A 20,520-nucleotide genomic window follows, 5' to 3' on the forward strand; every position below is an offset into this window, starting at 1 on the left:
TTGCCCCTGGCCAGCACAGCCGATGAATACGAGGCCCTGCTGCCCTGGCGGCTGACGCCTCGCGCCTGAACTCCGTACCCCAGATCCTGTCACCGGGCAAGGGCGGGGTTAATCACGCGCATACGATTTCGGCATGGTTTTCCTGAAAAGTTACCGAAAGGTAATTTAGAGGCGGGTTGTGCCAGAAGTTAATCAGAAAGTTACCGAGGAGCAATTTTTGAGTGCGTTGAGTCAGCTGCTGTGATGGCGCAGCTGGTGCAGCCGCCATTCCAGCGACTCGCGCTTGGGCGTGAAACGCGCCTCGCGCGGCAGGAACAGCGGCTGGCCGTGCAGGCTGGTCAGCCGGGCGAAGTCGGGGATGCGCCGGTCCAGCAGGCGGCTGACATGCCATTTCAGGTCGGGGCCGGGCGCGATCAGGTGTCGGTCCATGGCCCAGTGCATGTCGGGTGTCAGTGCCAGGCCGTTGCGCGGGTCGTCGTCGCCGGCCTCGCTGAAAGGATGGATGTGCGCGGCCTCGACCATGGCTTCGCCGGTGGGTAGCAGCAGTCTTGTGCCAGAGGCGGCGCAGCGATAGTCGTACAGTTCGATCACCACTCGACGGAATGCCGGATCGCGCACATAGGCGGGTGGCAGAGCCTCGGCCGCTGTCAGCGCAGTGCCCTGTCGCAGCCGGTGTTCGTAGTGGCTGACTGCGACGGCGCTTGCCGCGACCGTGCGCAAGTCCTGCAGGCCGCGGTCCAGCCAGTGCGTCGAGAGCGTTTCGGCCAGTGCCTCCAGCGATTCGGGGTGCTGTAGCAGGTCGAACAGTTCCGGGTCCAGCGTGGCGCAGGCGATGTTGTCCGTGATGTCGGCCAGGCTGCGCGCTGTGGAGATCGTGGCCAATGCCACCTCGCGTCCAGGCAGCGGTTGCAGGTGCCAGAAACTCGCATCACCTCCACGCAGCTTGCCGGCCAGGTGGAAGAAGGGAAAGTAGGGGTTCGGGTGATCACTGGGCGTCCGAACCGCAGCGAAGAAGCGCTGGTAGCGTTCCAGCAGCGGCGGAGCGAAGGCGATCCGGTTGTCCGCCAGCCTGCCCGAGCGCGCCAGATCCAGCAGCGCGAGCAGCATGCAGATCTTGTGCGGGCTGGCGCGGCCGGCACGAACATTGACGTTCAGGCGGCGGAACTTGTCCTGGTACGACTCGAGGCTCATCTGTCAATGTCAATGTGGTGACTTCAGATCAGCCGAAGCTGGCTCGATAGGTGACCGGATCAAGCCTGCAGTGCTGCTCGATTGCGCCCTGCATGTCGAACAACCGAGGGGCCTTCCGGAAATCGAACAGCCGGTAGAGGTGGAACCGGTCCTTGGCTTCGTTCGAACGCTTCAGTTCGCCATTTGTGACGAAAAACGGGGTTTCGCGGCCGAACGAGGTGGTCTTGACTTCGATGAAACGTTCCCGGCCGTTGGCGTCGAACGACAGGATGTCGTAGCCCAGACCATCCCCCTGGGTTTTGGAGACATGCTCGACCCGGTCGGCGAGTCGATGTTGGCCCGCCTGCATCAAGCGCCAGTGTTCATAGCTGAGCGCGAACTGTTCGCCTGCCAGTCCCAGCGACTGGTTGTGTGCCTCGCGTTCCAGATAGTCGCGCTTGACCGGCTTGAAGTAGGGCGTGGCAGCGGTTTCGGCGGCGCGGTGCTGTCTGGTGGGCGCGTTGGTCAGTATGTTGGAAAAGTCGGTTTGAGCGGAGGCAATCGCCGGTTGCTGGACGGCGGCCAGCGCGGCTTGGTCCAGCATGGGCTTGAGTCGAAGCTGTTCCTCGACCACGGTTTCCAGCAAGGCCTGGTAGTTGCCGCGCGGCTGGTAGCCACGGATATAGGGAACGCCCAGGTTCACCATCACGGTGCTGATGTTGCCGTGCTTGAACTCGATCGAACCGTTGCTGCGCTGGTTCAGCAGTGACTGCAGCCGTCGTCTGTGCTCGGTTTTGTTGTAGGTTTGGCCCGCCAGTTCCAAGGCGAGCATGTGCAGATAGTCGGCCACGATCGCCTCGACCTCCTCGCGTGACCATTCCATCGATGCTCCTTGCAGGTATGCGTTGTTCAAGTTGAACTTGATCGTATCCTGGTTTTATCCCAGGATAGTGTTGATCGCGTCTGCGCAGTCAAGATGGTCTCGGTCCGATCGTGCGGGCCTGGATGGTGTGGCTGGTGCTCTCCGTAGTCAGACGTCGATATTCCCCGCCCTCAGCGCATTGGTCTCGATGAACTGACGGCGCGGCTCGACCTCGTCGCCCATCAGCATGGTGAAGAACTTGCTCAGGCCAGCCCCAGTGGCAGGTTTCTGGCATCGAGCCCCATGGCTTGCAGTTCACGGCGGAAATGGGTCATGGTCAGGGGATAAGCTTGGGCTACCAGCAGGTACTGGTAATCGTCCTGTTCCAGTAGGGCGGTCACGGCGGCTTCCGGAACTTCCGGCGCATAGTGGAACTTGGCTTCGTATTCCCCCGAGAAGGAGGCTACCGGCGCGCCGTCCTGTTCCGCCCGTGACAGTGCGTCCAAACGGATCTTCACGGTGACTTGCAGTCCAGCTCCCGGTACGTTGGGTACGGCCATGCCAAGCTGGATATCTTGTTGGATTTCCAGCCTCTGGGGCGAGTCGTTGATCTCGCCTCTGTTGTCACCCCGGAATGCCAGCACACGGAAGGCCACCAGTGTGGGCCTCGGGTTCATGGCTTGCATTGAACCTCTCCATGTGCAAATTGTCTGAATTCGCGCGGATTGTAGACCGCAGCCGCAGGGTTTTCATTGGCTTTTTCTAGACGTATGCACACAGGTTTTGGGCGTGCCGAAACCACTGGTTTCTTGGTCATGAACTCTGCGCTCATGCCTTTTTCTTCGATCAGTTCCCAGAAGCTTGTCGTGCTGCGTCTGACCAGGCGCAACAGCGTGTCCATTGCTTCGGACTGCGCGACGTCGTCGTTTTCGTACTTGCTGAATGCGACCGGTCCGCCACCGAAGAGGCGTGCTGCCTGTACCTGTGTCAGGCCATACTGCTTGCGTAGTGCGATGATTTCCGTGCCGGTCAGCAAGCCATCGACCTGCTTGCGGAACGCCAGCAGTACCCGCCTGTTACGTCGGCTTTCTTCTGTGCCCGCAAAGTCGGACAGGCAATGATCACAAAGCTTGTAGTGCAGGGGTAGCATGACCTTGTGGCCCTTGTACTCGGTCTCTGCTTCCTGCACCTGTTCCGTGACGTGACCCTCACCGCACAGTGGGCAGGGTTCCTGAGTGCTCATACCATTTTCCATCTCAAACATGGCAAGACACTGTCAGCACCAACTTGCCTGTCTTGCCTACAGCAAATTTCAAGAAATATTCAACCGGCATCGATTTGCCAGTAGTCGGCATGACTTCCAGCCTGCGGATGCTGTAAGCGTCGCAGGCAGCAAGGGTGCCTCTGCCGTTCTCGCACCATTCGGAGTCAATGTAGTCGGTCGGTTTCAGGCTCTGGATCAGTTCTGCCACGCGGGACAGGTCGTCATCGAAGAGCTTGCGGATGTCCCTGCGGCACTTTTCTGTCCAGGCGAACAACTGACCTTCATCGTTCACCAGGTTTTGTATGCGTTCAAGGTCGTAGAGGGGACCCCTTTTAATCTTGATGCGGCCTGTGCCCAGAGCCTGTGGCGGATTACTACAGTACTCCGATAGCACGGTGGTTTTTACCACCATGGTAACCTGATTTTGTGGCATATCAATGGCCTTGCAAGGTTTCCGGTTTCCGGAAGCCTCAGACGTCGATATTCCCCGCCCTCAGCGCATTGGTCTCGATGAATTGACGGCGCGGCTCGACCTCGTCGCCCATCAGCATGGTGAACACCTTGTCGGCCTCGATCGCGTCCTCGATCTGCACCCGCAGCAGGCGGCGCACGGTCGGGTCCATGGTGGTTTCCCACAGCTGGGCCGGGTTCATCTCGCCCAGGCCCTTGTAGCGCTGGCGCGCGGTGGTGCGTTCGGCTTCCGAGATCAGCCAGGCCATGGCCTGACGGAAGTCGCCGACCTTCTCTTCCTTCTGGCGCTCGCCTTCGCCGCGCAGCGCCTTGGCGCCCTCGCCCAGCAGGCCGCGGAAGCTGTGCGCGGCCTCGGCCAGGGTGGCGTAGTCGGCGCCATGCACGAATTCCTGCGTCAGCACGCTGCTCTTGATGTTGCCGTGGTGGCGACGGCTGATGCGCAGCATCGGCTTGTCGCTGCGCGGGTCGAGTTCGGCGCTCACCTCGGCCGGCACGCCGGTGGTGTTGAGCTCGCGCAGCTTGGCCTGCAGCGCCGGGGCGCAGGTGGTCGCGGCTTCCAGCGTGTCGAGGTCGAGTTCCACCCCGTCGGCAATGGCGCGCAGCGCCTCGGCGTCGAGGAAGTTGGAGAGGCGCGCGATCACATGCTCGGAGACCTGGTGCTTGCGCGCCAGCTCGGCCAGCGTTTCGCCAGTCAGTAGGCTGCTTTGCTCGCCGCCGGTCTGGATGCTGGCGTCCTTGAGCGCGATGCGCAGCAGGAAGCTGTCGAGCGCGGCGGCGTCCTTCAGGTACAGCTCTTCCTTGCCCGACTTGACCTTGTAGAGCGGCGGCTGCGCGATGTAGATATGGCCGCGTTCGACCAGCTCCGGCATCTGGCGGTAGAAGAAGGTCAGCAGCAGGGTGCGGATGTGGGCGCCGTCCACGTCCGCGTCGGTCATGATGATGATGCGGTGGTAGCGCAGCTTGTCGATGTTGAAGTCATCGGCGCCGCTCTTGCTCTTGGGCGCGTACTCGTCGGCGCTGGCCTTGCCGATGCCGGTGCCCAGGGCCGTGATCAGGGTCAGGATCTCGTTGCTGGCCAGCAGCTTCTCGTAGCGGGCCTTCTCGACGTTGAGGATCTTGCCGCGCAGCGGCAGGATGGCCTGGAACTTGCGGTCGCGGCCCTGCTTGGCCGAGCCGCCGGCCGAGTCGCCCTCGACGATGTAGATCTCGCACTGGGCGGGGTCCTTCTCCTGGCAGTCGGCCAGCTTGCCGGGCAGGCCCATGCCGTCGAGCACGCCCTTGCGCCGCGTCATCTCGCGCGCCTTGCGGGCGGCTTCGCGGGCGCGCGCGGCCTCGACGATCTTGCCGCACAGGATCTTGGCGTCCTGCGGGCGCTCCTCCAGGTATTCGGTCAGCGCCTTGGCGACGATGTCTTCCACCGGGGCGCGCACTTCCGAACTGACCAGCTTGTCCTTGGTCTGGCTGCTGAACTTGGGCTCCGGCACCTTGACCGACAGCACGCAGCACAGGCCTTCGCGCATGTCGTCGCCCGAGACCTCGACCTTGGCCTTCCTGGCCAGGTCGTTCTGTTCGATGTACTTGCCGATCACCCGCGTCATGGCCGCGCGCAGGCCGGTCAGGTGGGTGCCGCCGTCGCGCTGCGGGATGTTGTTGGTGAAGCAGAGCACGTTCTCGTTGTAGCTCTCGTTCCACTGCATCGAGACTTCGACCCCGATGCTGGTGCCCGGGATGCCCCCGTAACTGTCGGCCGGGCGCTCGCCCGTGGCGTGGAAGGTGGTCGGGTGCAGCACCTTCTTGCCGGCGTTGATGAACTCGACGAAGCCCTTGACGCCCCCGGCGCCCGAGAAGTCGTCTTCCTTGCCGCTGCGCTCGTCCTTCAGGCGGATGCGCACGCCGTTGTTCAGGAATGAGAGTTCGCGCAGGCGCTTGGCCAGGATCTCGTAGTGGAAATCGTGGTTCTGCGTGAAGATGTCGGTGTCGGGCAGGAAATGGACTTCGGTGCCGCGCTTCTCGGTCGCGCCGGCCACGCGCATCGGCGAGACCTCGACGCCGCCGACCTGCTCGATCAGCCGGTTCTGCACGAAGCCGCGTGCGAAGTCGATCTGGTGCACCTTGCCTTCGCGGCGCACGGTCAGGCGCAGCCACTTGGACAGCGCGTTGACGCAGGACACGCCGACGCCGTGCAGGCCGCCCGAGACCTTGTAGCTGTTCTGGTTGAACTTGCCGCCGGCGTGCAGCTCGGTCAGCGCGATCTCGGCCGCGCTGCGCTTGGGCTCGTGCTTGTCGTCCATCTTGACGCCGGTCGGGATGCCGCGGCCGTTGTCGGTGACGGAGATCGAGTTGTCGCCGTGGATGGTGACGACGATGTCGTCGCAGTGGCCGGCCAGCGCCTCGTCGATCGAGTTGTCGACCACCTCGAACACCAGGTGGTGCAGGCCGGTGCCGTCGCTGGTGTCGCCGATGTACATGCCGGGGCGCTTGCGCACCGCCTCCAGGCCCTCCAGGATCTGGATCGCGCCTTCGCCGTAGCCTTCCGATGCGCCAGCCTGGTGGGCGTCGATCAGGGGCTGGACGGTGGTGAAGGCTTCACCTGGGGCGTCCGCTGGGTGGGGCTGGTTGGCGTCGGTCATGGTCAAAAATCTCTCTCGCTTCAATGGCAAAACCCGCACGAAGGGGCGCGGGTTCGGGGGCGGCTAGGGGGCAGGTCTGCCGTGGCGTCCGCCTCAGATGCGCATCGGCATCACGACGTACTTGAAGTGCTCGTTGTCGGGGATGGTCAGCAGCGCCGAGCTGTTGCCGTCGTTGAGCTCCAGCCGGATCATGTCCTGGCTCATGTTGGACAGCGCGTCGATCAGGTAGCTGACGTTGAAGCCGATCTCGATCGCGGGGCCGTCGTATTCGATGTCGAGCTCGTCGACCGCCTCTTCCTGGTCGGCGTTGTTGGCCGCCACGCGCAGGCTGCCGCTCTCAAGGTTCAGGCGCACGCCCTTGAACTTCTCGCTCGTCATGATGGCGGCGCGCTGCAGCGCGGCCAGCAGCGCGCCGCGGCCCAGGAACAGGATGTTGGGGTGGTTGCGCGGGATCACGCGGTTGTAGTCGGGGAACTTGCCCTCGACCAGCTTGGTGACGAACTCCATGCCCTCGAAGCGGAAGCGCGCCTGGTTGGCGGCGAACTGCAGCTCGATCGCGCCGTCCTTGTCCGACAGCAGGCGCTGCAGCTCGAGCACGGTCTTGCGCGGCAGGATGACTTCCTGCTTGGGCACTTCGACGTCGAGCTCGGCGCTGGCGAAGGCCAGCCGGTGGCCGTCGGTCGCGACCAGGCTCAGCTTGGTGCCTTCGGCGACGAACAGGATGCCGTTGAGGTAGTAGCGGATGTCGTGCACCGCCATCGAGAAGCTGACCTGGTTCAGCAGGCTCTTGAGCGTCTTCTGCGGCACGCTGAAGGCGGGGCCGAAGCTGGGCGCTTCCTGCACCAGCGGGAAGTCCTCGGCCGGCAGCGTCTGCAGCGTGAACTTGGACTTGCCGCCCTTGAGGATCAGCTTGTTCTGCGCCGACTCCAGGCTGACTTGCTGGTCGGACGGCAGGGTGCGCAGGATGTCGATCAGCTTGCGCGCGCCGACCGTGGTCGAGAAGGCGGCGTCGTCACCGCCCAGGTCGACCTGGGTGCGGATCTGGATTTCGAGGTCGGAGGTGGTCAGCTGCACCTCGCCGGCGGTCTTGCGGATCAGCACGTTGGCCAGCACGGGCAGGGTGTGGCGGCGTTCGACGATGCCCGCCACCGATTGCAGGGCGGCCAGCACTTTGTCCTGGGTCGACTGGAAGACGATCATGTTCAGGCTTTCTTCGGGTTCCGGTATGGGTCTGGGCTGAGCTTAAGCGATCCAGGCTCAGCCCTTGAGGGTCTGTTCGAGCACATGCAGCTGCTGGTTCAGCTCGCTGACGGTCTGGCGTTCGGCGCCGATCTTGCGTACCGCGTGCAGCACCGTGGTGTGGTCGCGGCCGCCGAACCGTTCGCCGATCTCGGGCAGGCTTTTCTGCGTCAGTTCCTTGGCCAGGAACATCGCGATCTGGCGCGGCCGCGCGATGTTGGCGGGCCGCTTCTTGGAATACATGTCGGAGATCTTGATCTTGTAGAAGTCGGCGACGGTCTTCTGGATGTTCTCGACGCTGATCTGGCGGTTCTGGATCGACAGCAGGTCCTTCAGCGCATCGCGCGCGAGCTGGATCGAGACTTCCTTCTGGTTGAAGCGCGAGTAGGCCAGGATCTTGCGCAGCGCGCCCTCAAGCTCGCGCACGTTCGAGCGCACGTTCTTGGCGACGAAGAAGGCGACGTCCTCGGGCATGGAGGCGCCCTCGGCCTCGGCCTTGCTGATCAGGATCGCGACCCGCATCTCCAGCTCGGGCGGCTCGATCGCGACCGTGAGGCCCGAGTCGAAGCGCGAGACCAGCCGCTCGTGGATGTCGGCCAGGCCCTTGGGGTAGGTGTCGCTGGTCATGACGATGTGGCTCTTCTTGGTCAGCAGCGCCTCGAAGGCATTGAAGAACTCCTCCTGGGTGCGTTCCTTGTTGGCGAAGAACTGCACGTCGTCGATCAGCAGCAGGTCGAGCAGGTGGTAGCGTTGCTTGAACTCGTCGAAGGCCTTCTTCTGGTAGGACTTGACCACGTCGGTCACGAACTGCTCGGCGTGGATGTAGAGCACCTTGGCGCCGGGCCTGTCGGCCAGCAGCTGGTTGCCGATCGCGTGCATCAGGTGGGTCTTGCCCAAGCCCACGCCGCCGTAGATGAACAGCGGGTTGTAGAGCTGGCCAGGGTTGTGCGCCACATGCATGGCGGCGGCGCGCGCCATGCGGTTGGCCGAGCCCTCGACCAGGGTCGCGAAGGTCAGCGCGGTGTTGAGGCGGTGCTTGTGCGTATCGACCCGGGCTTCCAGCAACTGGTTGTCAGGCAGTTCGGCGAACACCGGCGCTTGATAGGCGGGGGCGCTGCGTTGCGCCGGCGCGACGCTGCGCGGGGCTGGTTCGCGCTGCGCCAGCACGAGTTCGAGCGCCACCGACCGGGCCGCCACCAGTTCCAGCGCGGCGCTGATCTTGCCGGCGTACTGGGCGCGGACCCAGTCCATCTTGAAGCGGTTGGCCACGGCCAACGTGACCTTGTCGCCGCTCTCGGAGACGCGCGCCAGCAGCGGGCGGATCCAGGTGTTGAACTGCTGCTCGGGGATCTCCTGCGCCAGCCGCTCGGTGCACATTTGCCACAGGTCGGACGCTTCGGGCAACAGGCTGGGTTGGCTCATGGGAGAAGGGGTGTGGGAAAACACGGGAAAACTGCGGTACGCGGGTCGCCGGGCTAATGATTGTAGTGCCTCGGGCGAGTTATCCACAAGCTGTCAGCCATGCCAGGCCGGACCTCTTGGGGGCCTGCCGCGAAACAGGGTTTGTCTTTCTGGCGGTTTTTGGTGATAATCATGGGTTTTTCCTATACCGTCAAATTTCAACCCGGCGTGCTGAGCACGGTGCGCCTGAACAGGAACCCATCATGAAACGCACCTACCAACCCTCCAAGATCAAGCGCGCCCGTACCCACGGCTTCATGGTTCGCATGGCTACCAAGGGCGGCCGCGCCGTCCTGAACGCTCGCCGCGCCAAGGGCCGCAAGCGCCTGGGCGTCTAAGCCCCGGCGTCCCGGCGCACCGTGTCGGTCCTGCCGACCCCTGTGTCCCCGCAACGCATTCGTCAGCGCGCTCAGTTTGACGCGGTGATGTCGGGCCAGCTCGTGGCCAAGACGGCGCACTTCGCACTGCACATGGCCAAAAGCCATGCGGCGGGCGGTGCGCCGGATCTGTTTCCGGGTGGCGGCGCCTGGCTGGGCGTCATCCTGCCCAAGCGCTGGGCGCGTCACGCCGTGACCCGCAATACCCTGCGCCGGCAGATCTATGCCGTGACGCGCGAACTGGCCGCTGGCTTGCCGCAACTCCCGATGGTGGTGCGGCTGCGCAGCGGCTTTTCGCGTCAGGATTTCCCGAGCGCGACTTCCGACGCGCTCAAGCGCGAGGCGCGCGCCGAACTGCTGTCGCTGCTCGGCGAGCGGCTGGCGCGGCGCCCGCGCGCGCCGGCCGTCGCGCCGAGCGCCGCCCCGGCTCCCCAGGCTGACGATGCGCCTGCCTGAACTGCCCCGCCAGGGCCTGATGGCGCTGGTCAGGGCTTACCGGCTGCTGCTGAGCCCCTGGGTCGGTTCGGTTTGCCGCTTCGAGCCGACCTGTTCCGCCTATTCCCTGCAGGCGCTCGATCGCCATGGCGCGGTGCTAGGCTCCTGGCTGACGCTCAGGAGACTGGGCCGCTGCCATCCCTGGTGCGCCGGCGGCTGCGACCCCGTGCCCGAGCGGGCCCCGCGCCTGTTCTCCCGCCTCATTACCGACCCCATGGAAAAGACCCGTCATGAGTGACATCCGCCGATCCATACTCTGGGTGATATTCGCCTTCTCGCTGATCCTGCTCTGGGATGCGTGGCAGGTGCATAACGGTCGCCCCAAGACCTTTTTCCCGGCACCGCAGGACAAGCCGGCAGCGACCGCTCCGGCCGCCGTTGCCCAGCCTGTCGCCGCCCTGCCGGGCGCGGCGCCGCTCGCCTCCGATGCCGCCGCGCCCGAGATCCCGCGTCAGACCCATGTGGTCAGCACCGACGTCCTCAAGCTGAGCTTTGACAGCGAGGGCGGTTCGCTGATCGGCGCCGACCTGCTCAAGCACCGCGCGGCCGGCCAGGATGCCGCCATCCGCCTGCTGACCCAGGACGACAGGCACACCTACGTGGCACAGACGGGTCTGCTCGGCAGCTCGCCGCTGCCCACCCACAAGGCGCCGATGCGCCTGGTCGGCAAGGCGCAGGATCTGGCCGAGGGCCAGGACAGCCTGACCCTGCGCTTCGAGTCGGCCCCGGTCGGCGGCGTGGTGCTGGCCAAGACCTACACGCTCAAGCGTGGTGGCTACGACATCGCGGTCAGGCATGAGGTGATCAACCAGGGCGCCGTCCCGGTCTCGCCCGCGCTCTATCTGCAGCTGGTGCGCGACGGTTCGACCAAGGACAGCGACGTGCCGTTCGCGTCGACCTTCACCGGCCCGGCGGTCTACAGCGATGCGGCCAAGTTCCAGAAGATCGCGTTCGAGGACGTCGACAAGGGCAAGGCCGACTTCACCCGCAGCGCCAACGACGGCTATGTCGCGATGGTGCAGCATTACTTCGCCACCGCCTGGCTGCTCGACGCCGGCATCGCGCGCGACAACTACGCCGAGAAGGTCCCGGGCGGTGCCCTCTACCGCGCCGGCATGAAGTCCGCGCTGGGCGAGATCGCGCCCGGCCAGAGCAAGGCCTTCGAGGCCCGCCTGTTCGTCGGTCCGCAGGAAGAGAAGCTGCTGGAGCGGCTGGCCCCGGGCCTGGAGCTGGTCAAGGACTACGGCTGGACGACCATCGTCGCCAAGCCGCTCTACTGGCTGCTGGAGAAGATCCATGCCTTCGTCGGCAACTGGGGCTGGTCCATCGTGCTGCTGGTGGTGGTGATCAAGGCCGCCTTCTACTGGCTCAACGCCAACGCCTACCGCAGCATGGCCAAGATGAAGGCGATCAACCCGCGCATCCAGGAGATGCGCGAGCGCCTGAAGGACAAGCCGCAGCAGATGCAGCAGGAGATGATGCGCATCTACCGCGAGGAAAAGGTCAACCCGCTGGGCGGCTGCCTGCCGATCCTGATCCAGATTCCGGTCTTCATCGCGCTCTACACCGTGCTGCTGGCCAGCGTCGAGATGCGCAACGCGCCCTGGGTGGGCTGGATCACCGATCTGTCGTCCAAGGACCCGTTCTACATCCTGCCGGTGGTGCTGACGCTGACCACCGTCATCCAGACCGCGCTCAACCCGCTGCCGCCGGACCCGATGCAGGCCAAGATGATGTGGATCATGCCGCTGGTGTTCTCGGTCATGTTCTTCAGCTTCCCGGCCGGCCTGGTGCTGTACTGGATCACGAACAACACGCTGACCATCCTGCAGCAGGCGCATATCAACCGCCGCATGGGCGTGCCGCTGAAGATCACGCTGCCGACCCAGCTGTTCAAGCAGGCGAAGTAAGCCCACTCCCCGAGGGGCCGCGACAGCGGCCCTTTTTCATTGGGAGGCCGCGTCGGTGCGCCGCCCCCTTTTTCCTCCAGCCCTTTGCCCGAGACCCCGAACATGCTGCCGCGCCACCAGGACCCCATCGTCGCCATCGCCACCGCCCCGGGACGCGGGGCGGTCGGCATCGTCCGCGTCTCGGGCCGAGGGCTGGACCGCCTGGTGCAGGCGCTCTGCGGCAAGGCGCTCAGACCCCGCGAGGCCACCTACGGCCCGCTGCGCGACGCCGACGGGTCGGCCATCGATCACGGCCTGGCGCTGCATTTCCCGGCGCCGCATTCCTATACCGGCGAGGACGTGCTTGAACTGCAGGCGCATGGCGGGCCGGTGGTGCTGCGGCTGCTGCTGGCGCGTTGCCTGGCCGCCGCCGCCGAGATCGACCCCGCGACTGACCTGCCGCGCCTGTCCGGCCTGCGACTGGCGCAGCCGGGCGAGTTCACCGAGCGGGCCTTCCTGAACGACAAGATCGACCTGACGCAGGCCGAGGCGATCGCCGACTTGATCGACGCCAGCACCGAGGCGGCGGCGCGCAGCGCGAGCCGTTCGCTCGCGGGCGAGTTCTCGCGCGAGGTCGGCGGGTTGCGCGAGGCGCTGGTCCATCTGCGCATGCTGGTCGAGGCCACGCTGGACTTCCCCGAGGAGGAAATCGACTTCCTGCGGCAGGCCGATGCCCAGGGCCAGCTCGACCGCCTGCGGCTGCGGCTGGGCCAGGTGATGCGGCGCACGCGCCAGGGCGCGCTGCTGCGCGAGGGCATCAAGGTGGTGATCGCGGGCCAGCCCAACGCGGGCAAGAGCTCGCTGCTCAACGCGCTGGCCGGCGCCGAGCTGGCGATCGTGACGCCGATCGCCGGCACCACGCGCGACGTGGTGCAGCAGACGATCCAGATCGAGGGCGTGCCGTTGCATGTGATCGACACCGCCGGCCTGCGCGAGGGCGAGGGCATCGATGAGGTCGAGCGCATCGGCATCGCGCGCGCCTGGGGCCAGATCGAGGGCGCCGACGCGGTGCTGCTGCTGCATGACCTGACCCGCGTTGGCCAGCCCGACTACGACGCCGCCGAGCGCGAGATCGCCGCCACGCTCGAAGCCCGGCTGCCGGCGCGGGTGCCAGTGATCGATGTCTGGAACAAGGCCGATGCTGGCTTGGCGCCTGAGCCGCTTGCAGCTGCGGGGCTGGAGCCCGTGGCCGGCCATGCGCCGCACGAGCAGCTGCGCCTGTCGGCCAAGACTGGCGCCGGGCTCGACGCGCTCAGGCAGCGCCTGCTCGAACTGGCCGGCTGGCAGGGCGGCGGCGAAGGCCTCTACATCGCGCGCGAGCGCCATGTGCAGGCGCTGCGCCAGGTCGGCGAACACCTCGAAGTCGCCGCGCTGCATATCGCGCGGCAGGCCCAGTCGCTCGACCTGCTGGCCGAGGAGCTGCGCCTGGCCCAGAACGCGCTCAACCAGATCACCGGCGCCTTCAGTTCGGACGACCTGCTGGGCGTGATCTTTTCGTCGTTCTGTATTGGCAAGTGACATGACCCATTCCAAGCCGGATTTTCCCTTCGCGCTGGATCAGCGCACCCTGCGTCCCCTGGTCGATAGCGCGACCTGGCAGCGTGCCTTGCATCTGCTGCTGGATGACAGTGTCGAAGAAGTCAGCGTCGACTGGTTGTCTCACCGCTGGCTGGTCTATGGCTCGGTGCAGGGGTCACGGCACACAGCTTACGAGGTCTCGGTCGGGCTGAAGCTCGACGCCAAGGGCCGGGTGCTGGACTGGCTGCCGGAATGCAGCTGTCCGGTCGGCTTCGAATGCAAGCACGCGGTCGCGCTGCTGCTCAAGGCGGCGAGCCTGTCCGAGGCCGCGCAGCCCTTGTCTCCCGCGGAGCGGGCCCTTGCCCATCAGGCCGCCGAAGCGGCCCGGCGCCTGAAAGCCGAACAGCAGGCCGAGGCCGATCTGCAGCGCTGGCTGCAGGCCTTGAGTCCCGAGCCGCCGCGTAAGCCGGCAGCGGTCGCGCGTCCCGAGTTCCTGCTCTACCTGCTGTCCCTGCAGTCCGCCGGGGACCTGGGCTGGCAACTGCAGCTCGATGTCAAGGGCAGCTATCGCAAGGTCAATGGCGACTGGGCCAAGCCTAGGAACTTGAGCGGCTCTTTCAACGCGACCCAGCTGGAGTACCGGGACCAGCTTGAGCCCGCTGATCACGATGTGATCCAGCTGCTGCCGGCCTTGCGCTCGGAACGTGACCGTTATCACTTCGGCATGCCGACCTCGGTCGAGCCCAGGGGCAGCGTGGGTGTGATGCTGTTGCAGCGCGCCGCCAGCACCGGGCGCCTGTATAGCCGGACCCCTGGCGGCGACCTGATCGCCAGGCTGCAATGGGGCGAGCCCTTGGCGCTGGAGTGGCAGTGGCAAGAGAGCCTCACGGAGCCATCGGCTGAGTCGGTCTGGACGCTGTCCCCCCGCTTGCCGCTGGAGACGGCCCGCCTCTGTGCCGGCCAGCCCTTGCTCTACATGGATTCGGTGCAAGGCCGTTGCGGCCTGGTTGATGGCGGCTCGCTGACCCAGGCGCAGGCCTTGCAGCTGCTGCGGGCGCCCAAGTTGCCGGCCTCGGTGCTGCGCAAGCACCATCTCGCCTTGCTGGAGCATCTGCCAGGCATCGAACTGCCGCCGGTGCTGCCGCAGGTGCGGGTGCTGCAAGGCATGGATCCGACCTGGCGCTTGCATCTGACGCCCGTTCCGGCCGACCTGCAAGCCGTGCATGGCCTGTTGCAGGCCGAATTGCGCTTCGATTATGGCGGGCAGCAGGGCCTGTGGTCGACTCCGTCCGCCACGGTCCTGTTGTCCGATGCGCAAGGCCAGCTGCTGCTGCACCGCGATCTGAGGTCGGAGCAGGAGGCATTGTCCCGCCTGCAGCGGTTTGGCTTGCAGGCCGCGCCGGATGGCTGCTTTGGCATACCGGGCCATCTGTCACAGGAGCCGTGGCTGGACTGTGCCGGGCAGGATTTCGAGCCGCTGCGCGCGGCCGGCTTCGTGGTGGAACTGGCCGCGCCATTGCAGGGCTGGATCCGGCATGCCGAGGGCCTGGACGTCGAATGGACGCCCGAGGGCGAGTCGGAGGAAACCTCGCCCTGGTTCGATCTGTCGCTGGGGCTGGAGATCGAGGGCCGGCGCCACAACGTCCTGCCCTTGCTGCCGGGGCTGCTCGCGCGGCTGGCGGATGCGCCGCTGGATGAGCAGACCGGCCAGCCTCGCCTGCCCGAGCATGTCTACCTGCCCGATCCCGAGGGAGCCGGCTTCTGGCGCCTGCCGACCGAGGCGATCCGGCCCTGGTTGTCGCTGCTGCTGGAGCTGCTCGATGAGCAGGGGGCCAATCTGTCGGGCGAGTCGCTGCGACTGTCGCGGCTGGAGGCGATGCGTGCCGTCGCCTCGCTGGGCCAGGGCGTGGCCTGGGAGGGCGCGCGGCATCTGCGCGAGCTGGTCGACAGCCTGCGCGGTCTGGAGCGGCTGCCAGCCATTGCGCTGCCGGCGGGCGTGCAAGCCGAGCTGCGCCCCTACCAGCAGCAGGGCCTGGACTGGCTGCAGTTCCTGGCGGCGCACGGCCTGGCCGGCATCCTGGCCGACGACATGGGCCTGGGCAAGACCCTGCAGACCTTGGCGCATGTCCAGGCCGAGAAGGAGGCCGGGCGCCTGACGACCCCCGCGCTGGTGATCGCGCCCGTCAGCCTGCTGGGCAACTGGCAGCGCGAGGCGGCGCGCTTCTGTCCCGACCTGCGCACGCTGGTCATGCACGGTGGTGGCCGTCACGAAGCGGCCGCGGCCATGGCCGATCACGATCTGGTGATCGCGCCCTATTCGCTGCTGCAGCGCGACCGCGAGCGCTGGCTGTCGCTGACCTGGCATCTGGTGGTGCTGGACGAGGCGCAGAACATCAAGAACGCGAGCACGCAGGCGGCGCAAGTCGTGTTCGACCTCAAGACCCGGCACCGGCTCTGCCTCTCGGGCACGCCGATGGAGAACCATCTCGGCGAACTCTGGAGCCTGTTCCACTTCCTGATGCCGGGCTTCCTGGGCAGCCGCGAGGGTTTCCGCAAGCGTTTCCGGGTGCCGATCGAGAAGCAGGGCGATGTCCGCCGCCAGACCGAGCTGCGCGCCCGCCTGACGCCCTTCATGCTCCGGCGCACCAAGGCCCTGGTGGCCCATGAGTTGCCGCCCAAGGTCGAGACCCTGATGCGGGTCGAGCTGTCGGGCCAGCAGGCCGACCTCTACGAGACCGTGCGCCTGAGCATGGAGCAGGCCGTGCGCGAGGCGCTGTCGAGCCGTGGCCTGGCCAAGTCACAGATCACCATCCTCGACGCGCTGCTCAAGCTGCGCCAGGCCTGCTGCGACCCGCGCCTGCTCAAGCTCGACGCGGCGGCCAAGGTCAAGGGTTCGGCCAAGCTGGAGCAGCTGATGGAACTGCTGACCGAGATGCTGGCCGAGGGCCGGCGCGTGCTGCTGTTCTCCCAGTTCACCAGCATGCTGACGCTGATCGAGGCCGAGCTCAGGCAGCGCGGCCTGGCCTGGGTCAAGCTGACCGGGCAGAGCCGCCACCGCGACGCGATCATCGAGCAGTTCACCAGCGGGCAGGTGCCGCTGTTCCTGATCAGCCTGAAGGCGGGTGGCGTCGGTCTCAACCTGCCGCAGGCCGACACCGTGATCCATTACGACCCGTGGTGGAACCCCGCGGTCGAGAACCAGGCGACGGACCGGGCCCACCGCATCGGCCAGACCCAGAGCGTCTGGGTGGTCAAGCTGGTCGCGCAGGGCACGATCGAGGAACGCATCCTGGAGATGCAGGCGCGCAAGGCGGCGCTGGCCGAGAGCATGTACCAGGGATCGGCCGCCCGGCAGCAGCCCATGTTCAGCGAGGACGATCTGAGCGAACTGCTCAAGCCCCTGGCCTGAGAGTGTAATTTTCATGTAATTCTTGATCTATATCAAATTAATTATCCAAAATGATTAAAAACTGCTTTGTTAATGGTTTGTTAATGGTGGATTTGAAGGCTTTACAAAATTTAGCGCAACATGAGCAAAGGAAAATGGAATTGGCATCAGCTCGGACTGGGTGCCAAGATCGCCGGCGGTAATTTCTTCCTGGTGACCGCCGTGCTGGTGGTGTTGGTGACCCTGATCAGCGTGGTGGTGTCGCGCGAGATGGAAAGCCAGGCCGAGCAGGAACTCGCTGGCAGGACCAAGATGCTGGCGGAATTCGTGGCGGCCAGTGACACCGACTTGCAGCGCCGCATCACCGCGTTGGCGCAGGTATTTGTCGATAATCTGAAGGGAGACTTGGAGCTCGATAGCGCCACCATTCAGATCAAGGAAGTCGCGACGCCGGTCCTCAAGCTCGATGGGCGCCCACTGAACCTGAATTTCCAGACCGTCGATCATTTCACTGCCATGACGGGCAGCGTGGCCACGATCTTTGCCAGGACGGGCGATGACTTCGTGCGCATCAGCACCTCGTTGAAGAATGGGCAAGGCGAGCGGGTCGTCGGCACCTTGCTCGATCGGGCACACCCGGCTTACGCGCAGGTGCGGGCTGGCAAGCGTTACGTGGGGCAGGCGACCCTGTTCGGTCGTCGCTACATCACCCAGTACGACCCGATTCACAATCAGCAAGGCCAGGTGATCGGCCTGACCTTTGTCGGCATCGATTTCTCGGAAATCTTCAGCGGCCTCAAGCAGGCGATCAGGCAACTCAAGACCGGCAGCTCGGGCTACTACTATGTGCTCGACGCGCAACCGGGCCAGAACTACGGCACCCTGCTCGTGCACCCGGCGCAAGAAGGAAAGAATATTCTCGAGGCCAAGGATGCCAACGGTCGCTTCTTCATCAAGGAGATGCTGGAGCGGAAGAACGGCCTCGTGCGCTACCCCTGGATCAATGCGACGCTGGGCGAGACGCGGGCGCGTGAAAAGTTGGCGGCCTATGCGTTCTACCCGAACTGGAACTGGGTGATCGCCGGTGGCACCTATGTCGATGAGTACACGGCCAATACCCAGCGCCTGTTGGGTTACGTGGCCTGGCTGGGCCTGGCGGCGGTGCTGGCGCTGTCGGGGATCGGATTCGTGCTGATGCGCGGCCTGGTGATTCGGCCGCTGGCCGAGGTCAGCGCGGTGGCCGATACCCTGGCCAAGGGCGATTTGACGGCCCGCCTGGTCACGACCCGCCAGGACGAGATCGGCACCCTGATGCAAGCGATCAATCACATGGGCCATGGGCTGAGCCAGGTGGTGCAAACGGTGCGCAGCCGAGCCGAGGGCGTGGCGAGCGCCGCCGCTCAAATCGCCCAGGGCAATATGGATTTGAGCCATCGCACCGAACGCCAGGCCAGCGCGCTGGAGCAGACCGCCGCCTCGATGGAAGAGTTGGGCTCGACCGTGCGGCGCAATACCGACAGCGCCCACAACGCCAACCAGTTGGCCTTGAGTGCCCGTGACGTGGTGACCGAGGGCGGCCAGGCGGTGATCCAGGTGGTCGATACCATGAAGGGCATCAATGCCGCCAGCCAGCGCATCGCCGACATCATCGGCGTGATCGATGGCATTGCCTTCCAGACCAACATCCTGGCCTTGAACGCGGCGGTCGAGGCGGCGCGCGCCGGTGACAATGGCCGGGGCTTCGCGGTGGTCGCGGCCGAGGTCCGTTTGCTCGCCGGTCGTTCGGCCGAGGCGGCCCGGGAGATCAAGGACCTGATCACCGCCAGCGTCAAGCGGGTCGAACAGGGCGATGCCTTGGTGGACCACGCCGGTCACACCATGCAGGACGCCGTCGACAGCATCCAGCGCGTGACAACGCTCATGGCGGAAATCAGCGCCGCCAGCCAGGAGCAAAGCGCGGGCGTGATGCAGGCGGGCGAGGCGATTTCCCACATGGACCAGGCGACCCAGCAAAACGCCTCGCTGGTGGAGGAAATGGCCACTGCCGCTGCCAGCCTGCGCAGCCAATCCGATGAACTGGTGCACGCGGTCGCGGTGTTCCGCTTGGAGTCCGATCAGGTCGGCGGCTGATCCGGCCTCAGATCCCTCAGTCCTCGTCCGCGCCCTGGATCGCCTTCCTGACCGTTTCGCCGGAGAAGCCCCGAGCGGCCAGGAAGCGCATCTGCCTGGCGCGCTCGCTGGCATCGGCCGGCGGCTGGCCGAACTTGCGACGCCAGACCTCGCGCGCGCGCTCGACCTCGGTGCCGCGCAGCTGCTCGACCGCTTCGCGCACCACCTCGGCGTCCAGGCCCTTGGCCTGCAGCTCGGCCTTGACCCGGCTGGCGCCGAGCTTGGCCGCCCGGCGGTGCAGCACGCTGTCGGCCACCCGCTCGTCGCTGATGAAACCGCGCGAGGCCAGGGTGTCGAGCGCCTCGGCCAGTTCGCCCTCGCGCGTCTCGTGCTCGCGCAGCTTGCGTTCGAGTTCGAGCCGGGAATGCTCGCGCATCGACAGCAGCCGCAGCGCGCGACTTTTCAGCGAGGGCGCGGGACGCCCGCCGCTCATGCGGCGTCGGCCGGGTCGATCTCGGCCTCGCCGGCGCGCGACTTGACGCTGGCCGGGTCGAAGGCGGGCAGGGTCGGCACGCCAAGCGCGACGCGGATCTTGTTCTCGATCTCGTGCGCGAGCTGCGGGTTCTCGCGCAGGAACTCGCGCGAGTTCTCGCGGCCCTGGCCGATCTTCTCGCCCTGGTAGGCGTACCAGGCGCCGGACTTGTCGACCACCTTCTGCGCCACGCCGAGGTCGATGATCTCGCCCTCGCGGCTGATGCCCTCGCCGTAGAGGATGTCGAACTCGGCGGTCTTGAACGGCGAGGCGACCTTGTTCTTGACCACCTTGACCTTGGTCTCGCTGCCGACGACTTCCTCGCCCTTCTTGATCGAGCCGATGCGGCGGATGTCGATCCGCACCGAGGCGTAGAACTTGAGCGCGTTGCCGCCGGTGGTGGTCTCGGGGCTGCCGAACATGACGCCGATCTTCATGCGGATCTGGTTGATGAAGATGACCATGCAGTTGGTCTTCTTGATCGTCGCGGTCAGCTTGCGCAGCGCCTGGCTCATCAGGCGGGCCTGCAGGCCGGGCAGGCTGTCGCCCATGTCGCCCTCGATCTCGGCCTTCGGCGTCAGCGCGGCGACCGAGTCGATCACGATCAGGTCGACCGCGCCCGAGCGCACCAGGCTGTCGACGATCTCGAGCGCCTGCTCGCCGGTGTCGGGCTGGCTGATCAGCAGGTCGTGCGGGTTGACGCCGAGCTTCTGCGCGTACTGGACGTCGAGCGCGTGCTCGGCATCGACGAAGGCGCATTGGCCGCCGACCTTCTGCATCTCGGCGATGACCTGCAGCGTCAGCGTGGTCTTGCCCGAGGATTCCGGGCCGTAGATCTCGATCACCCGGCCGCGCGGCAGGCCGCCGACGCCGAGCGCGACATCAAGGCCGAGCGAGCCGGTCGAGACGACCTGGATGTCCTCGACTTTCTCGCCCTCGCCCAGGCGCATGATCGCGCCCTTGCCGAATTGCTTCTCGATCTGCGCCAGCGCGGCCTGCAGGGCCTTGGCTTTTTCGGTGTTCAACGTCTTGGTGGGTGCGCTCATGGCGGGCTC

At 65.7% G+C, this 20,520-nt stretch carries 17 protein-coding genes; 7 read left to right on the forward strand and 10 right to left on the reverse strand.

Going from position 1 to position 20,520, the window contains the following annotated elements:
• Window positions 1–231: 231 nt before the first annotated feature.
• The 8 genes from PHR85_RS13060 to dnaA all read right to left on the reverse strand — a co-directional run bounded on the left by PHR85_RS13060 (window position 232) and on the right by dnaA (window position 9,058).
• Window positions 232–1,191 (reverse strand): HNH endonuclease, encoded by a 960-nt coding sequence (locus PHR85_RS13060; protein ID WP_300054940.1) that lies wholly within the window; start codon window positions 1,189–1,191, stop codon window positions 232–234.
• A 28-nt stretch (window positions 1,192–1,219) separates the two neighbouring features.
• Window positions 1,220–2,083, reverse strand: coding sequence for a DUF3883 domain-containing protein (locus PHR85_RS13065; protein WP_300054942.1), 864 nt, complete (start codon window positions 2,081–2,083; stop codon window positions 1,220–1,222).
• Between the two features lie 212 nt (window positions 2,084–2,295).
• On the reverse strand, window positions 2,296–2,718 hold the full coding sequence (locus PHR85_RS13070; protein WP_300054945.1) for a hypothetical protein: 423 nt from the start codon (window positions 2,716–2,718) through the stop codon (window positions 2,296–2,298).
• Entirely contained in the window at window positions 2,706–3,296 is a 591-nt protein-coding gene (locus PHR85_RS13075) for a type II toxin-antitoxin system MqsA family antitoxin (RefSeq protein ID WP_300054947.1), read from the reverse strand. The genes PHR85_RS13070 and PHR85_RS13075 overlap by 13 nt, the downstream gene beginning before the upstream one ends.
• Window positions 3,289–3,729, reverse strand: a complete 441-nt coding sequence (locus PHR85_RS13080) for a hypothetical protein (protein WP_300054948.1) — start codon at window positions 3,727–3,729, stop codon at window positions 3,289–3,291. Before PHR85_RS13080 ends, PHR85_RS13075 begins: the two co-directional genes overlap by 8 nt.
• 37 nt (window positions 3,730–3,766) lie before the next feature.
• Window positions 3,767–6,397 carry a DNA topoisomerase (ATP-hydrolyzing) subunit B gene (gyrB, locus tag PHR85_RS13085; RefSeq protein ID WP_300054951.1) on the reverse strand — a complete coding sequence of 877 codons (2,631 nt, stop codon included), beginning with the start codon at window positions 6,395–6,397 and terminating at the stop codon, window positions 3,767–3,769.
• A 93-nt stretch (window positions 6,398–6,490) separates the two neighbouring features.
• A complete protein-coding gene (gene dnaN / locus PHR85_RS13090; RefSeq protein ID WP_300054954.1) occupies window positions 6,491–7,597 on the reverse strand; it encodes a DNA polymerase III subunit beta in 1,107 nt (368 codons plus the stop codon).
• A gap of 57 nt (window positions 7,598–7,654) precedes the next feature.
• The gene (gene dnaA, locus PHR85_RS13095) at window positions 7,655–9,058 is read right to left on the reverse strand and encodes a chromosomal replication initiator protein DnaA (protein ID WP_300054958.1); all 1,404 of its coding nucleotides are present in this window, start codon (window positions 9,056–9,058) and stop codon (window positions 7,655–7,657) included.
• A gap of 242 nt (window positions 9,059–9,300) precedes the next feature.
• On the opposite strand from dnaA, the gene rpmH reads away from it, so the two are divergent.
• The 7 genes from rpmH to PHR85_RS13130 all read left to right on the forward strand — a co-directional run bounded on the left by rpmH (window position 9,301) and on the right by PHR85_RS13130 (window position 18,954).
• Window positions 9,301–9,435 carry a 50S ribosomal protein L34 gene (rpmH, locus tag PHR85_RS13100; protein ID WP_300054960.1) on the forward strand — a complete coding sequence of 45 codons (135 nt, stop codon included), beginning with the start codon at window positions 9,301–9,303 and terminating at the stop codon, window positions 9,433–9,435.
• Window positions 9,436–9,477: 42 nt separating this feature from the next.
• Entirely contained in the window at window positions 9,478–9,930 is a 453-nt protein-coding gene (locus PHR85_RS13105) for a ribonuclease P protein component (protein ID WP_300054963.1), read from the forward strand.
• Window position 9,931: 1 nt separating this feature from the next.
• Window positions 9,932–10,207 (forward strand): membrane protein insertion efficiency factor YidD, encoded by a 276-nt coding sequence (yidD, locus tag PHR85_RS13110; protein ID WP_300055014.1) that lies wholly within the window; start codon window positions 9,932–9,934, stop codon window positions 10,205–10,207.
• On the forward strand, window positions 10,200–11,879 hold the full coding sequence (gene yidC, locus PHR85_RS13115) for a membrane protein insertase YidC (protein ID WP_300054966.1): 1,680 nt from the start codon (window positions 10,200–10,202) through the stop codon (window positions 11,877–11,879). Before yidD ends, yidC begins: the two co-directional genes overlap by 8 nt.
• 102 nt (window positions 11,880–11,981) lie before the next feature.
• Window positions 11,982–13,436, forward strand: coding sequence for a tRNA uridine-5-carboxymethylaminomethyl(34) synthesis GTPase MnmE (gene mnmE / locus PHR85_RS13120; RefSeq protein WP_300054968.1), 1,455 nt, complete (start codon window positions 11,982–11,984; stop codon window positions 13,434–13,436).
• A gap of 1 nt (window position 13,437) precedes the next feature.
• Window positions 13,438–16,845: a DEAD/DEAH box helicase gene (locus PHR85_RS13125; RefSeq protein ID WP_300054971.1), complete on the forward strand. Its 3,408-nt coding sequence runs from the start codon at window positions 13,438–13,440 to the stop codon at window positions 16,843–16,845.
• A gap of 120 nt (window positions 16,846–16,965) precedes the next feature.
• Window positions 16,966–18,954, forward strand: coding sequence for a methyl-accepting chemotaxis protein (locus tag PHR85_RS13130; RefSeq protein WP_300054973.1), 1,989 nt, complete (start codon window positions 16,966–16,968; stop codon window positions 18,952–18,954).
• A gap of 16 nt (window positions 18,955–18,970) precedes the next feature.
• Here the strand turns inward: PHR85_RS13130 and recX are convergent, their stop codons facing one another.
• Together recX and recA are read right to left on the reverse strand one after the other, a co-directional pair.
• Window positions 18,971–19,426, reverse strand: a complete 456-nt coding sequence (recX, locus tag PHR85_RS13135) for a recombination regulator RecX (RefSeq protein ID WP_300054976.1) — start codon at window positions 19,424–19,426, stop codon at window positions 18,971–18,973.
• On the reverse strand, window positions 19,423–20,511 hold the full coding sequence (gene recA, locus PHR85_RS13140; RefSeq protein WP_300054979.1) for a recombinase RecA: 1,089 nt from the start codon (window positions 20,509–20,511) through the stop codon (window positions 19,423–19,425). The genes recX and recA overlap by 4 nt, the downstream gene beginning before the upstream one ends.
• Window positions 20,512–20,520: the final 9 nt, after the last annotated feature.

The organism is Malikia sp. (assembly GCF_028687635.1).
GTDB lineage: Bacteria > Pseudomonadota > Gammaproteobacteria > Burkholderiales > Burkholderiaceae_C > Malikia.